11 protein-coding genes are annotated in these 15394 nt (G+C 69.6%); 4 read left to right on the top strand and 7 right to left on the bottom strand.

Annotated elements, in window-relative coordinates:
• Positions 1-15: 15 nt before the first annotated feature.
• The 3 genes from MHN84_RS22380 to MHN84_RS22370 are packed head-to-tail and all read right to left on the bottom strand — an operon-like array spanning position 16 to position 2665.
• Entirely contained in the window at positions 16-786 is a 771-nt protein-coding gene (locus MHN84_RS22380) for an ABC transporter permease (protein ID WP_241206715.1), read from the bottom strand.
• Positions 783-1619 carry an ABC transporter permease gene (locus tag MHN84_RS22375; protein WP_241206714.1) on the bottom strand — a complete coding sequence of 279 codons (837 nt, stop codon included), beginning with the start codon at positions 1617-1619 and terminating at the stop codon, positions 783-785. Before MHN84_RS22375 ends, MHN84_RS22380 begins: the two co-directional genes overlap by 4 nt.
• The gene (locus MHN84_RS22370; protein WP_241206713.1) at positions 1616-2665 is read right to left on the bottom strand and encodes an ABC transporter substrate-binding protein; all 1050 of its coding nucleotides are present in this window, start codon (positions 2663-2665) and stop codon (positions 1616-1618) included. Before MHN84_RS22370 ends, MHN84_RS22375 begins: the two co-directional genes overlap by 4 nt.
• A 99-nt stretch (positions 2666-2764) precedes the next feature.
• Here MHN84_RS22370 and MHN84_RS22365 point away from each other — a divergent pair, with 99 nt between their 5' ends.
• Positions 2765-4402, top strand: coding sequence for a GAF domain-containing protein (locus tag MHN84_RS22365; RefSeq protein WP_241206712.1), 1638 nt, complete (start codon positions 2765-2767; stop codon positions 4400-4402).
• A gap of 6 nt (positions 4403-4408) precedes the next feature.
• On the opposite strand, the gene hrpA is transcribed toward MHN84_RS22365, so the two are convergent.
• The 3 genes from hrpA to MHN84_RS22350 are packed head-to-tail and all read right to left on the bottom strand — an operon-like array spanning position 4409 to position 9592.
• A complete protein-coding gene (hrpA, locus tag MHN84_RS22360) occupies positions 4409-8317 on the bottom strand; it encodes an ATP-dependent RNA helicase HrpA (protein ID WP_241206711.1) in 3909 nt (1302 codons plus the stop codon).
• A gap of 1 nt (position 8318) precedes the next feature.
• Positions 8319-8702: a VOC family protein gene (locus MHN84_RS22355; protein WP_241206710.1), complete on the bottom strand. Its 384-nt coding sequence runs from the start codon at positions 8700-8702 to the stop codon at positions 8319-8321.
• Positions 8699-9592 carry a mycobacterial-type methylenetetrahydrofolate reductase gene (locus tag MHN84_RS22350; protein ID WP_308192979.1) on the bottom strand — a complete coding sequence of 298 codons (894 nt, stop codon included), beginning with the start codon at positions 9590-9592 and terminating at the stop codon, positions 8699-8701. Before MHN84_RS22350 ends, MHN84_RS22355 begins: the two co-directional genes overlap by 4 nt.
• A gap of 183 nt (positions 9593-9775) precedes the next feature.
• On the opposite strand from MHN84_RS22350, the gene MHN84_RS22345 reads away from it, so the two are divergent.
• From MHN84_RS22345 to MHN84_RS22335, 3 genes are read left to right on the top strand one after another with little or no spacing between them, the layout of a single operon-like run.
• Positions 9776-10921, top strand: coding sequence for a hypothetical protein (locus MHN84_RS22345; protein WP_241206708.1), 1146 nt, complete (start codon positions 9776-9778; stop codon positions 10919-10921).
• A 10-nt stretch (positions 10922-10931) separates the two neighbouring features.
• Positions 10932-12389 carry a YdiU family protein gene (locus tag MHN84_RS22340; RefSeq protein WP_241206707.1) on the top strand — a complete coding sequence of 486 codons (1458 nt, stop codon included), beginning with the start codon at positions 10932-10934 and terminating at the stop codon, positions 12387-12389.
• 22 nt (positions 12390-12411) lie between these two features.
• A complete protein-coding gene (locus MHN84_RS22335; protein WP_241206706.1) occupies positions 12412-13836 on the top strand; it encodes a wax ester/triacylglycerol synthase family O-acyltransferase in 1425 nt (474 codons plus the stop codon).
• A 7-nt stretch (positions 13837-13843) separates the two neighbouring features.
• On the opposite strand, the gene MHN84_RS22330 is transcribed toward MHN84_RS22335, so the two are convergent.
• Positions 13844-15283 carry an HNH endonuclease signature motif containing protein gene (locus MHN84_RS22330; RefSeq protein ID WP_241206705.1) on the bottom strand — a complete coding sequence of 480 codons (1440 nt, stop codon included), beginning with the start codon at positions 15281-15283 and terminating at the stop codon, positions 13844-13846.
• Between the last annotated feature and the right edge of the window lie 111 nt (positions 15284-15394).

The following is a 15394-nucleotide window of genomic DNA, read 5'->3' as shown; positions in this document are numbered from 1 at the left end:
GGACTTTCTCGCTTTCTAGACGGTGCGCCAGCGGGTGGTGCGGCGCTCGATGGGACCCAGGATCAGCAGATCGGCGACCACCAGCAGGGCGATGAACACCAGCACCCAGGCGAGGAACCCGTCGAGTTGATTGGCGTCGTACCAGTAGCGGGCGCGCCAGCCGACGCCCGAGGTGGAACCGAACCATTCGGCCAGCAGCAGCCCGTTCCAGGCGCTCATGATCGCGAAGCGCACGGCGGCCACGGTGGACCCGGCCACCGCCGGTGCGACGATCTGGCGCAGCACCTTCGCCCGTGACACCCCGAACGCCCGTGCCATCAACACCAACTCCGCGGGCACAGCCCGGGTGGCCTTGGCGATGTTGACCACGACGAAGGGCAGCCCGGACAGGAACACCGTCACCACCGGGGTGAGCCAGCCGAAACCGAACCACATCGTGGTCAGCAACGCCCAGATCACCGCGGGGATGGCGAGTCCGGCGGCGGTCAGATCGGAGAAGGCCAGATCCGCCACCCGGGACAGTCCCATCAGCACGCCCAGCGCGGCGCCCACCACCAGCGCGGCCGCGAGCCCGAGCACGAATCGGTTCATGCTGATCGCCAGGTTGCCCCAGAGTTCGCCGGCGGCGGCTTCAGAACCCAGCCGGGTCACCGCGTCCGGCAGTGATGGCACGCGATTGCCGAGGACGACGGCCAGCTGCCAGGCGGCCAGGATGCTCGCCACGGCGGCCAGAACCGCTGTGGCCGAGAGTGATCCGCTCGAGATCCGGCGGGTCATGGTGGTCATGCGATCTCCTTGCGCCAGGCGAAGAAGCGATTCTCCAGCGCGGCCAGCCCGCGCTCGATCAGCACCATCGCGACGATGAAAAGGGTTGTCCAGGCGAGCATGTCGTCGACGCGGAACTCTTGGTAGGCCTTGCGGATCATGAAGCCGACGCCGCTGCTCGCGCCGAACACCTCGGTCAGCGCCTCCACCTTCCACGCCATCGCGAACCCGTATCGCACGCCGGCAAAGACGAACGTCGTCACTGCAGGGAGGTAGAGGTGGCGCAACACGTCGGTGCGGCTGCGGCCGAAGGCGTGGCACATCGACAGCAGCTTGCCGTCCACCGAGCGCACTCCCTCGGCGACATTGATCGCGATGAACGGCAGCGCCACCAACGCGGAGACCACGATCGGACCGCCTGCGCCGACACCGAAGATGAGCAGTCCGAACACCGCGTACGTCAGCCCCGGCATGTTGCCGAGAACGAACAGCGGCAGCGAGAAGTACGCCGTCATGAACCGGCTGCGACCCATCAGGAATCCGATGACCAGGCCACCGGCCATCGCGATCACGAACCCGGCGGCGATCTTGGCGATGCTGACCGTGAAGTTGGACAGTGCCTCGCCTGAGACGACGATCGCGCCCACCTGCTCGGCGACCCCGGCGGGACGGGGGACGATCGGGTCGTCGATCCACGCGGCGACGGCCGCCCAGATCGCGACCGCGAGGACCAGTGCGGTGCCCGAGGCCAGCCACCGCAGGTTCGCGGTCAGGCCGGGGCGCCGCCGGCGGGGGCGCCGGGTGGCGGACGCGGGTACGGACGGCGAATCCGGCGGGGCGACGGTCGAGGTCACGGCTGAACTCCTTCGGTCGGCAGGAACTTCGGATCGGTGACGTCATCGCCGATGACGCCGGTGGCGCGCATCAGGTCGAAGACGGAGCTCTCGTCGGCGGCCCACTTCGGGTCGAAGCGCACCTCGTCGACCACCCAGTCATGTTCTGCGACATAGGCCTTCATCCACGCGATGTCTTCGGGCGTGCTGACGGCGAAGTGCTGGGGGTAGCGTTCGATCATCTCGTCGCGGTGGGCCTGCCATTCGGCCAGGCCGCGGTCCCACAGGTCGAGGAAGGCCGACACCTCACCCGGGTGGGCGTCCACCCAGTCCTTACGGCCCACGAAGACGTTGCCCATCGGGCCGTCGTGGCCCGGCGCGTTCAGTTCGGCGAACAGATCGGCCGATGACTTCCCGTCGTAGAGCGGGCGCACCGAGCCATCCCGCAGCTCGCGGGCGGACAGGTCCGGATAGCAGATGCAGGCGTCGATCTCGCCGCGGGCCAACAGGTTCGACAGGTTCTGGATGTCGGCGACGATGATCTGGTAGTCCCCGTCGACCAGCTGTGCATCGTGCATCTGCTTGACCAGGGCGCTCCACACCAGCGTGCCCGACACCGTGGTGAACACACCGAGCCGCTTGCCCTTCAGATCGGCGAGCGTCTGTGCGGGGTCGTCGGCGCGCACCAGGATGCGGCTGCGTTCGGCGTTGTAGCGGCCGATGATGACGGTCTCGCGCCGGGTCTGCTCTTCGAGGCCGGGCACCTCGAACGACGCGGTGGAGATGATGTCGGCATGACCGCCGGCGAAGAGGCCGAACTCGTCCCACGTCGCGCTGGTCTCGATGCGGTAGCCGGTGTCGCGCTCCCACTGCGCCACCACGCCGGTCTCGTTCATGTAGTCCCAGATCGGGTCGGGGGCGAAGGTGAACCGGATGACGCCGTCACGAGCGGTGCGTGACGATGCCGGCCCGCCCAGCCCGGCCGCGCAGCCGGTCGCGGCCAGCAGGACCGCGCTGACGACCAGGGCGAGCGCCGCGCGCGCCCAGGTCCGAATCGAAAGTGTCACCGGCTACCTCCTTGGTCTGTGACCGCGGTCACGACTCTCACTGTGGAGGTCGGCGCCGGCAGAGGCAATGTCTTGACAGACATACTTACGCTAATTCTCATGTCGGTTGACACATACAGCGGCGAGAGTCAGCTGGAGGTCTGGCTGGCCGCCCTGGCGGACATCGGGGAAGCCGTCGGCGGGAACACTCCGGTGGAGGCCGTCCTGGACAGAGTGGCCGAGACCGCCTGCACGCTGCTCAGGTACGACTTCTGCGCGGTGTTCCTGCCGACCGCCGATCGCACTGCGCTGACGATCGTCGGCTCGCACGGACTGTCGCCGGACTACGTCGCCCAGGTCAACGCCGACCGACCGATCCTGCTCGACGTGCGTGACGAGTCCGAGGCACCGACCAGCATCGCGTTTCGGACGGGCGAGGTGGTGACGGTCGACGACATCGATCGCAAACCGCACTTCACCTGGAGTGGGGTGGCGCACGAGCAGGGCTATCGGGCACTGATCTCGGTACCGCTGCGCCGCTCGGGTGCCGTGGTCGGGGCACTCAACGGATACCGCGCCGGCCCGCACCGGTTCGATCGAGCGGAGGTCGGACTGGTCAGCACGCTGGCCACCCAGGTCGCCGTCGCGCTCGGCACCGCCCAACTGCGCGCCGCCGAACAGGCGACGATCGCCGAATTGCGGCGCGCCGCGGAGGTGCACACATTGCTGACCGCGACGGCCCTCCGTGGTGAGGGGGTCACCGGTGTCGCCGAGGCACTGGCCGGACTGCTGGGGCGGCCGGTGCTGATCGACGACGTCTATGGCGAACAACTGGCCGCCGCCGGCTCGCCCATGGACACCGAGCCCACGACCGTCACCGACGTGATCCTCGACGGCGCCCCGGTGGCGCACATCCACGTCGCTGCGACGGACGAGCCGTTGTCTGCCGTGGACGTTCGCGCGGTCGAACAAGCCGCGGTCGTCACCGCACTCGAGCTGCTGCGTGCGCGCACAGCGGCTGAAGTCGAACAGCGCCTGCGGGGTTCACTGGTGGCCGACGTACTCGGCACCGATCCCGGCGGGCTGCCCGCGATCATCGACCGGGCCCGGCGGTTGGGCTGGGATCTCGCCGGCACACAGACACTGATCGCGTTGCGCTGCAACGACAGTGAGACTCTGCTGGCCGCGGCCGACCGCTTCTTCCGGCACACGACGCAGCGCCCGCTGTCCGCCGTGCACCGCGGCGACGTGATCCTGCTCTGGCCCCACGGAAATGCCATGAAGACAACGCGCCGGCTGCTCGACACCGTCGCCGTCCCGGGGGTGATCGCCGCTGTGTCGAGAACAGTCGACGCCGCGGGATTGCCCGCCGCATTCCGGGCCGTCCGTGGCGCCCTGGACCTGGCCGCCGGCGCGGGGGCCCCGGCCGTGATCGACCTGACCCAGCTGACGGTCGACCAGCTGCTGCTCGAGCTGGGCGACACGGCGCGCCTGACCGAGTTCGCGACATCCGTGCTGGGCCGCGCCATGGACTACGACCGCACCCGCTCGACGGCGCTGCTCGACACGGCCCGAGTGGTCATCGACGCCGGGCTCGACCGGCGCGCCGCCGGCGCACGGCTGCACCTGCATCCCAACACGGTGGCCCAGCGGATGCGCCGCCTGGAAGAACTGACAGGGTTGGCGATGTCGCGTCCTGCCGACCTGCTGCAGCTGACGTCGGCGCTGACGGTCGCCCGAATCGCCGCGCTGGGGTGAGCAGTGTCAGGCCGTGATCGCGTCCAGCGCGCGGTAGATCCGCTGCTCGCTCACCGGGCGGGGCGTACCGAGTTGCTGCGCCCACAGGCTGACCCGCAATTCCTCGATCATCCAGGCGATGTCGCGCACGTCGGCCGCGGCCGCCCGGGTCGGGGACAGCGCCGCGACCACCTCGTCGTAGGCGTCCTGCATCGCATCCACCCGGGCCATCCGTTCGCGGTCGGCGACCGGCGCCTGCGGTAGCCGCTCGAGCCTGCGGCTGATCGCGGTCAGATATCGGGTGAGGTCGGCCAGCCGCGGCGCCCCCGCCGCTGCCACGAAGCCGGCGGGCACCAGCCGCGCGAGCTGGGCACGGATGTCGGCGATCGCATCGGCCTGCGCCGCCGACGGCGTGTCGGGCAGCGCGAGCGACACTTCGTGCAGGGCGGTGACCACCTTCTCCGCCCGGCGCGCCACGTCGAGGGTGGTGGGCACCAGCTCCCGGGTCACGCGGCTGCGGGCCTGCTCGAATTCTGTTCTTGTCCAAAGGGGTTCGGGTACCAGCAGCTGCATCGCGGCGTCGGCGCAGTCCTCGATCAACGCCGCCAGTGAGCCGTCCGGGTTGGTCCCCAAGGACAGCCGGGTTCGCATGTCGAGAGCCTTCTCGACCTGCTTGGCCACCGATGGCCCCGTCAGCCGCAGCAGGCGCCGGGTACCGGCAGGCGCCGCGACGGCCTGCTCGGCGGCGCTCGCGAACACCCGCACCGCCACCGACGCTCCCTCGTCGACGAGCGCGGGGTAGCCGCGCACCGTGTTGCCGGAACGCCCCGGTCGTTCCACCACGCGCGGTAGCTCGTCCGTGTCGGGCCACGCCCGCAGGCCCGTGCGCTCCAGGTCACCGGCCGCGGCCGCCACCGCATCCCGGGCCGGCGCGGCCAGCGTGTGCTGCAGTTCGGTGAGATCCTTTCCGCGAGCCACCACCGTGCCGTCGGCGGTCTCCACCGCGAACGTCACCCTCAGATGCGCCGGGATCTTGTCCAGGTCGAATGCGTCGATCGGAACGAGAACGCCCGTGCGGCGCCGCAATTCGCGCTGGACCGCGTCGAGCAGCGGGCCGTCATCGGGCGTGATCGACGACAGCAGCGCGCGGGCGGTGTCGGGCGCGGGCACGAAATTGCGACGAAGGTCCTTGGGCAGCGACTTGATCAGCGCGGTCAGCAGTTCCTCGCGCAGGGCCGGTACCTGCCAGGCGAACTCGTCACCACCCAACCGGGCGAGGACGTCGACGGGCACGTGGACCGTGACACCGTCGTCTGTGGCACCGGGATCGTACCGGTAGGACAGGGGCAGCGCGACGTCGTCGGCCTGCCAGGCGTCGGGCTGATCGGCACCGGACTCGTTGCGCAGCAGGTCGTCTCGCGTCAGCGTCAGCAGCTCGGGGGTACGGTGCCGCTGTTTGCGCCACCACCCGTCGAAATGCCGTGCCGACACCACGTCGGCGGGGATCCTGGCGTCGTAGAACGCGTAGATCTCCTCGTGACCGACCAGCAGGTCACGACGGCGGGCGCGCTCCTCGAGATCGGCGAGTTCTGTTCTGAGCCGGGCATTGTCGGCGAAGAAATGGTGTTTGGTGCGCCACTCCTGGTCGACGAGGGCGTGGCGGATGAACAGTTCGCGGGCCACCGGCGGATCGATCTGCGCGTAGTTCACCCGCCGCCGTGCCACCAATGGCAGCCCGTAGAGCGTCACCTTCTCGTATGCCATCACCGCGCCACGCTCGGCATCCCAATGCGGCTCGCTGTACGTGCGGACGACCAGGTGCCCCGCCACCCGCTCGACGGCCTCGGGATCGATGCGGGCCGCGATACGCCCGTAGAGCCGGCTGGTCTCGACCAGGTCGGCCACCACGACCCAGCGCGGTGGGCGGCGGGTCAGCACCGAGACGGGTGCCAGCACGAACCTGGCGTTTCGCGCGCCCAGATAGTCCCGGGCGTCGCCCTCGCGCATCCCGATGTGCGACAGCAGGCCCGCGGTCAGTGCCGCGTGCACCCGCGCCACGTCGGCCGGCTCGTCGGATTCGGTGATGCCCAGATCGCGGCAGATGCCCCGCAGCTGCCCGACCAGGTCCTGCCACTCCCGAATCCGTAGGTAGTGCAGGAACTCATCGCGGCACATCCGCCGAAAAGAGCTGCCGGAACGCTCCTTTCGCTGCTCGCCGAGGTAGCGCCACAGATTTAGGAACGACACGAAGTCGGAGTGTTCGTCGGAAAAGCGCGCGTGTTTCTGCCGGGCTGCCTCCTCCCGATCGCTGGGCCGCTCCCGCGGGTCCGGGATGGACAGCGCTGCGGCGAGCACCAGCATCTCGCGCACACAGCCCTCCGCATCGGCCTGCAGGATCATCCGGCCCAGGCGCGGATCCACCGGGATCTGCGCCAGCCGGCGGCCGAGAGGAGTGAGCTCACCGTCGGTGAAGGCGCCGAGTTCGGTCAGCAGCGCGATGCCGTCACGGATACTGCGCGCGTCGGGCGGGTCCAGGAAGCCGAACCCCTCGATGTCGCCGAACCCGAGTGCGGCCATCTGCAGGATCACCGCGGCGAGGTTGGTGCGCAATATCTCCGGATCGGTGTAGCGGGGCCGGGATTCGAAGTCCTGCTCCGAGTACAGGCGGATACACACACCCGGAGCGGTACGCCCCGATCGGCCGGCCCGCTGCGCGGCCGACGCCTGGGAGATCGGTTCGATCGGCAACCGCTGCACCTTGGTCCGCCGGCTGTACCGCGAGATCCGTGCGGTTCCGGGGTCGACGACGTAACGGATGCCGGGCACCGTCAGCGATGTCTCGGCGACGTTGGTGGCCAGCACCACTCGCCGGCGGGCCCGGCTCGGGGTGAACACCTTCTGCTGCTCGGCGGTCGGCAGGCGGGCGTAGAGCGGCAGGATCTCGGCCCGCTCGCCGAGGTCAGCGCGCAACGCCTCTGCGGTGTCGCGGATCTCGCGTTCGCCGGACAGGAACACCAGGACGTCGCCCGGGGGCTCGCTCGCAAGCTCGGCGACGGCGTCGACGATCGCCTCGGTCGGATCGCGCACCTCGGTGCGCACCACCTCGTGGTCGGGATCGTCGGGATCCTCATCGTCGATGACCACGGGGACTTCCAGTGGGCGATAACGGATTTCGACGGGGTACGTGCGTCCGCTGACCTCGAGGATCGGGGCGGGTAGGCCGTCCGTGGCGAAGTGTTGGGCGAAACGCTCCGGCTCGATGGTCGCCGACGTGACGATCACCTTCAGGTCGGGCCGACGGGGCAGCAGCTGACGCAGATACCCGAGCAGGAAGTCGATGTTGAGGCTGCGCTCGTGCGCTTCGTCGATGATCAGGGTGTCGTAGCGCAGCAAGCGGCGGTCACGCTGGATGTCGGCCAGCAGGATGCCGTCGGTCATCAGCTTCACCAGCGTGCGGTCACTGGCCTGGTCGGTGAAGCGCACGGTGTAGCCGACCGCCTCACCCAGCGGGGTGCCGAGCTCGTCGGCGATCCGCTGCGCCACCGTGCGCGCGGCCAGCCGGCGCGGCTGCGTGTGCCCGATGGTGCCGCGGATCCCGCGGCCCAACTCCAGGCAGATCTTCGGCAGCTGCGTGGTCTTGCCCGACCCCGTTTCGCCGGCCACGATCACCACCTGGTTCGCCGCGATCGCGCCGGCGATGTCATCGCGGCGCTCGCTGACCGGCAGATCCGGGTAGCTGATCGTCGGAACCGCAGCCCTGCGGGTGGCGACCAACGCCTCGGCGGTCGCGATCTGCTGGGTCAGCCGGTCCAGCTGGGCGGGCTCGGGAGATCTGAGCTGGCGCAGCTTGCGGCCCAGCCGCGACGCATCCCGCAGCGTCAGGCCGTCCAGCCGCGCGCGCAGCGCACGGACCTGTTCGGATCTCGCGTCGGGCATCTCAGCCGGCGGTCACCGCGGTCAGGCAGAACGGATGACCGACCGGGTCCAGCATCACCCGCCACAGCGTCGGCTGAGGCTGCACCTCGGCCTGGCGTGCGCCGAGCCGCTCGGCGGCTGCCACCGCGGCCTCGACATCGGTCACCGACACATCGAGATGCATCTGGGCCGGCACCTTTAGGTCCGGCCACGTCGGTGGGACGTAACCGTCGACACGCATCAACGCCAGGATGGCCTTTCCGTCGGTGATCGCCACGACGCCGCCGTCGGGCGTCTCCACCAGCCGTCGCATGCCGAGCAGGGCCGAGTAGAAATCGGCCAGCTCGCCCGGGTTCGGGCAGTCGATCGACGTCGAGCCCAGCGTGCCGACGGGGGTCTGCGTCATGGGGTATCGGGCGCCCAGTAGGCGAGCATTTCGGCGAACGTCTCGAACGCCGGGGTGTTGATGCCGTAGGTGGCCTCGAAGTGAATGCTCAGCGGGAAGCCGAGCTCGCCCACGCCGTCGACCACGCGCTTGTACAGGTCGACCATCAACTTGCGCCGCTCCACCGGCTCCGCGCCGGCCAGCTGCTTGACGAACTCCTGCTCGGCGGCGACGGCCGCGTTGCCGGGGTCCTGGATCAGCCAGTTGATCAGGCCGACCTTGGTCTCCACCGCCGGCACGAAGCCGAATGACAGCAGGATCTCGGGCCGGTGCTCGCTCGTCGCGGCGAACTCGGTGAGGAAGCCGACGATCGTGTCGGAGTACAGCAGCTGGGTCATGCCGTAGGTGGCGCCGCGGTCGCACTTGAACGTGAAGCGGCCCTGCTCGCCGTCGCGGGTGGGGATGAGGATGACCCCGCGGTTGTCGACGACCTCGTCGAACATCGTCAACGCATCCGTGGGCGCCACCCCCGAGCCCTCACCGTCGCTCAGCGTGCGCGGCACGCCGACGAACGCGATGCCGTCGAATCCGCTGTCACTGAGCTCGGTCAACCGGCCGCGCAGCGTCGGCTCGTCCATGAATGCGGTGACCTGAGTGCACAGCCCGCGCACACCGGGCAGTTCGGGCTTGATCATCGACCAGAACTCGAGGACGTCGAGCTTGGGCTTCATCTCGAGGGGACGGTCGTCGTCCTCCTCGATCATGCCCGGGATCATCACGTGCCGGACCCGACCGCCGACGCCTGCCTCGGCCGAGCAGCGCAGCACCTTCTCGGCGTCGGAGAGAGCCTGCTCGCGACCGCGGTCGACGTTCGGCGGCACCAGCTCCAAAGCGATGGTGTTCAGACTCACAGCGTTGCTCCACATCTGAGGTTCTCGAGTCCGGCTGTCCGGCCGACGTTGCTCGTCAGCCCACGATTCCCCCGTCGCCGGCGAGCAATCACCATACCGAGCGGGGCGGCGCGGGGCGCGCCGCGCACCCACCCTGCGGCCCCGATCGGCCTTTTCTTCGGCTTACATGGAGAGCGATCCCCTATGAGAAATTCGTTCCGACCCGCCCTCACCGCCGCGCTGTTCGCGCTGTTGACCGTTCTGGTCGCGGCGTGCAGCGGCATGCAGTCACCGCCCGGGCCGACGTCATCGACCAGCACCGACCCTGCTGCGCCACAAGTCACCTCGCCGTTCGATCCGTCGACGACCCCGACCGCACCCACCGGCCCGATGCTGGCCTACCGCGCCGCCGACGAGATCGGCCTCGTCGACGGCACCACCAAGATCGCCACGGTGGCCGGCGCCTTCACGCCCAACAACGATCTGATCACCACCGAGGACGGCCGATTCGTCTTCGCCCGCACCGTGGACAACCACGTCGCCGTCATCGACGTGCAGAACCGGCGGGGCGGTATCCGCCAGGTTCCGGTGGGCCCGACGCTGGGTACCGCGGGCGGCAGCACGATCGTGTGGTGGGAGCAGCCGAACCGGCTCATGAGTCTCGACCTGTCCGCATCCGACGCGACACCGCGGCTGCTGCAGACCGTCGACCTCCCGCCCGTCCCGGCGGGCGACCCCCGGCTGATCGTCGCGCGCGGCGGGACCGCGGTGCTGGCCCGCGTCGAAGGCACGCCGTCTCCGTTCGGCGGCCCGGACACCCTCTATGCGGTACGCGGCTCCGGCCCCCCGACGTCGCTGGGACAAGTCGACGCGAACAGCCCGGTCTCGGTCGCCCGGCTCTCCCCCGACGGCGGGTCGCTGGCCTACGCGGTCTACCGGGCGACCGGCGATGCCTGCGGAACGGCGGCGGTGGTGCAGTCCGATGCCGACGGCAACCAGCAGACGTTCGACGTCGCCGCCACCGACCCGGCGGCGGGATTCCGGATCACCAAGCTGTGGTGGCCCCGCGAGGGTCCGCCGAAGCTGAGCCTGACGACGTGGCGCTGCGGCCAATCGCAGGCCGCGCCGCCGGTGGTGTGGCAGTTGACGGGGGATCACATCGCGCAGGTCACCCCGCCGACGTCGGCATTGCAGACCACCGAGCTGGCTCCGGGGCAGCGGGCGCTGGTACTGCCGCACAGCGACGGGTACGGCGATCCGGCCGGTGCGCTGGTGGTCGAGGAGAGTTCCCGCAGGATCCCCGTCGAGGACGACGTCGACGCCATCGCGCTCGTCGAGCCGTCTCCGTAGGCTGGGAAGGATGAGTATCGCGCTGCAGGACACGTTCGTTCGCGACCTGCCCGAACTCGCGGTGCGATGGCAGGCCGAGGACGCGCCCCACCCGACGCTGCTGGTGCTCAACGAGGCCCTGGCCGCCGAGTTGGGTGTGGACCCGGAATGGTTGCGCGGGCCCGAGGGGGTGCGGCTGCTCGCCGGCACCGCGGTCCCGGCCGACGCGACGCCGGTGGCGCAGGCCTACGCGGGTCATCAGTTCGGCGGCTTCGTCCCACGGCTCGGCGACGGGCGGGCGCTGCTGCTCGGCGAACTCGTCGACGCCGACGGGCAGGTGCGCGACCTGCATCTGAAAGGGTCGGGGCGCACCCCGTTCGCGCGCGGCGGCGACGGCCTGGCTGCGATCGGACCGATGATGCGGGAATTCGTGATCAGCGAAGCGATGCATGCGCTCGGCATCCCGACCACCCGTTCGCTGTCGGTGGTGGCGACCGGACGGCCGGTGTACCGCGAGACCGAGCTGCCCGGGGCCGTCCTCGCCCGGGTCGCGGCCAGCCATCTACGTGTCGGCAGCTTCGAGTACGCGTCGCTGATCGCCCGTCAGACCAAGGACATCGGTGTGCTGCGCCGGCTGGCGGACTACGCGATCGCGCGTCATCACCCCTCCTGCGCGGACGCGGAGGTTCCCTACCGAGCCCTGCTCGAGGCGGTCATCGATGTGCAGGCCGACCTGGTGGCACAGTGGATGCTCGTCGGCTTCGTGCACGGCGTGATGAACACCGACAACATGACGATCTCGGGCGAGACCATCGACTACGGGCCGTGCGCGTTCATGGAAGCCTTCGATCCGCAGACGGTGTTCAGCTCGATCGACCACGGGGGCCGCTACGCCTACGGCAACCAGCCGGGCATCGCGCTGTGGAACCTGGCGCGCTTCGCCGAGGCACTGCTGCCGCTGCTCCACGCGGACATCGACACGGCCGTGGGCCAGGCCGAGGAGTCGCTGGGGCGGTTCCGCGACCGTTACCTGGCGCGGTGGAATCGGGGCATGCGGGCCAAGTTGGGGCTCGCCGGCGCACCTGCTGATGCAGCCGATGCGCTCAGCGAAGAGCTGCTCGTTCAGATGCAGAACAGCGGCGTGGACCACACGTCGTTCTACCGGCGGCTGGCCGAGGCGGCCCGCGGGAACGCCGAGCCGGTGCGCGGTGAGTTCGTCGATCTCGCCGGGTTCGACGTCTGGCTGGCCCGCTGGCGCGCGCTGGATCCCGATCCGGCGGCCATGGACGCGGTGAATCCCGTTTACATCCCCCGCAACCATCTGGTGGAGGAAGCCCTGGCCGCCGCCACCGTCGGCGAGCTGGGCCCGGTGGAATCGTTGCTCGCCGCGGTGCGCTCACCGTTCGAGCCGCGTCCGGATCTGCAGCGCTACGCAGAGCCCGGCCATCAGGAGTTCTCCGCCTCGTTCCGAACCTTCTGTGGGACCTGAGAACACCGCGTACCGTGGCGGCGTGAGCGCCACCAGCAAGAGGCTCGGTCTGCAGGACCTGCTGTTCATCTACGGGGAAACACCGAGTTCGAAGATGCACGTGGCCGGCCTGCTGCCGTTCACGCCGCCGCCCGACGCGACGACCGATTACCTGCGCGAGATGATCGCCGAGGCGCGCCGCCAGGAGGTGATGCGGCCGTGGAACCTCAAGCTCGCCCACCCGCGGTTGCAGTTCAGCCCGTTGCACAGCTGGGTCGAGGACACCGATTTCGACTTCGACTACCACGTGCGCCGCTCGGCACTGGCGAGCCCCGGTGACGAACGCGAGCTCGGCGTCCTGGTCTCGCGGCTGCACAGCAACCACCTCGACCTGACCCGGCCGCCGTGGGAGCTGCACGTGATCGAGGGCCTCGAAGGCGGCCGGTTCGCGCTGTACATGAAGATCCACCACGCCTTGGTCGACGGCTACAGCGCGATGCGGATGCTCGCCCGCAGCCTGTCCACCGACCCGGAGTCGCGGGACACCCGGATGTTCTTCAACGTGCCGCTGCCCGCCCGTGAACGGCCGCTTCCCAGCACCGAGACGGTGAACCCGATCTCCGCGACGCTGCGCGCGCTGGGCGGCATCGGCTCGACGGTCACCGGCGGCGTGAGCTCGGCGGTCGACCTCGCGACCGCGGTGGTGAACACGCAGATCCGCCGTGACGGCGAGTACGCCCAGATCGCCGGTTCGGCGTCGGCGCCGCACAGCATCCTCAACGCGCGCATCAGCCGCAATCGGCGATTCGCGACTCAGCAGTACGACTTCGACCGCCTCAAGAAGCTGAGCTCCCAGCACGGCGCGACGATCAACGACGTGGCGTTGGCGATCCTCGGCGGCGGTCTGCGCAAGTTCCTCTCCGAGATCGACGAACTGCCGGACCGGTCGCTGATCGCCTTCCTGCCAGTCAACGTCCGACCCAAGGGCGATGAGGGCGGCGGCAATGCCGTCGGTGCGATCCTCGCGCCGATGGGCACCGACATCGCCGATCCGGTGGAACGGCTGAGCACCATCACCGCTGCGACGGGAGCGGCCAAGGCCCAGCTGCAGAACATGTCGCCGGCGGCGATCATCGCCTACAGCGCCGCTCTGCTGGCGCCCGCGGGCACCCAGATCGCCGGCGCCCTGACCGGTGTGAAGGCGCCGTGGCCCTACACGTTCAACCTCTGCGTCTCGAATGTGCCGGGTCCGCGGGAACCGTTGTGGTTCAACGGCTCTCGGCTGGAGGCAACCTATCCGGTGTCCATCCCGATCCACGGCATGGCGCTGAACATCACGCTGCAGAGCTACGCCGACACTCTGAACATCGGGTTCGTGGGCTGCCGCGACCGGCTGCCCCATCTGCAGCGCCTGGCCGTCTACAGCGGCGAGGCCCTGGCCGAGCTCGAGGCGGCCTCCGAGGGCTAGTCGGCACTCACGCCGCTTCGTTGTCGGGTGGTGCGGGTCCGCCGGGTTCTGACGGATCGGCCGATTCCTGGGTGGGTCCTTCCTCGTCGTCGGGTGGTCGGAGGAGTCGTTCGGGGGTGTGGTGGGTGTTGATGCGGGTTTGGCCGGTATCGAGCTCTTCGGGTGGGGCCCATTCGACCTCGTGGCGGGTGTTCATCGAGGTAGTCCAGCCGCCGGGTCCGACGCTGCGGTTGTCGGGTGGGCAGGCCAGGCCGAGGTCGTCGACGTTGGTGAGCCCACCATCAGCCCAGTCCTGGGTGACGTGGTGGACCTGGCAGCCGTAGGCCCCGACGGGGCAGCCGGGTTTGGTGCAGCCCCCGTCGCGGGCGATCAGCATGACCCGCTGCGCCGCCGAGGCCACCCGCCGTGTCCGGAACAGGTCCAGAGCGGCACCGGTGGCCCGGTCGAACACCGCCAGATAGTGACTGCCGTGCGCGCCCATGCGGATCACGTCCTTGATGGGCAGCCGGGTGCCGCCACCCGTCGTCCCGATCCCGGCCCGGGATTCCAGGTCCTGCAGGGTCGTGCGCACGATCACGGTCACCGGTAACCCGTTCAATTGACCGAGCTCACCACTCATCAGGGCGATCCGTCCGACTGCGACCAGCGCATCGTGCTGGCGCTGGGCCAGGCTGCGGTGATCACCATCGATCTGGGCCTGCGTGGGTGTCCCCGACGTACACGGCTCATCATCGTCGGGGTTACACATGCCCGGGGCGGCGTATTTGGCGAAGATCGCCTCCCATATCGCCGCCGCCTCCGGGGTCAGATCGGCCCGCCACGCGGTCATCCCGTCCCGGCCCTGCCGCGACTTGCTCAGAGCCCGCTTCCGGGTGCGTTCGGTGTCGTCGGGTTCGGGGCCGTCCTGGTCGAGGAGAAACAGTTCCAGTTCTGCGGCGTCGTGGGTGGCTTTGGGCCCGGCGCCGGTGGCGATGCGCACTACGTCAGCTTCGAACTGCTCGCGGGTGGTCGTGTCGCAGAAGCCGGGCAGCTTGTCGACGGTTTTCCGGATGATCTCGACGTGCTCGGGCGTGATGCGCCCCTGCGCCTGCGCAGAGGCGGTCGCCGGCAACACGGGCGGCAGGGGTGCTCCGGTCATCGACCGCCGCGGTGCGAGCAGCGCGGCCTCGGTCAGGCGGCGATGCGCCTCCGACCCGCTGATCCGGTAGCGGGTCGCGAGGACGTCGCGCCAGTTCTTGGCCCCCATCTGCACCGCAGACGTCTCGTCCTGCAACCGCGCCAACGCCCGGTGCCGGGCCGCGGGCAGGCGGCAGCCGGCGGATTCGAGCTCGTCGAGCAGCTCGGTGATTTCCGGGGCGGTCGAGAGATCGAGATCGGCGGCGAGCACGGCATCGACGGCGGCCCGTAGCCCCGCCACCGCCTCCCGCGCCTCCGTGTCTTGAGTCAAGAAAGTGGCAGGTTTTTGTTGGCGAGGTAGGCCTGTTTGGGGGTGTGGTCGGCCAGTGCTTGGTGGGGTCGGATGGTGTTGTAGATGATGCGGAAGCGGTGAACTTCCATG

The organism is Mycobacterium sp. PSTR-4-N (genome assembly GCF_022348085.1).
In the GTDB taxonomy this organism is placed as follows: domain Bacteria; phylum Actinomycetota; class Actinomycetes; order Mycobacteriales; family Mycobacteriaceae; genus Mycobacterium.
The sequence above is the reverse complement of the archived record's forward strand: the minus strand, read 5'-3'. Positions and strand labels throughout refer to the sequence as shown.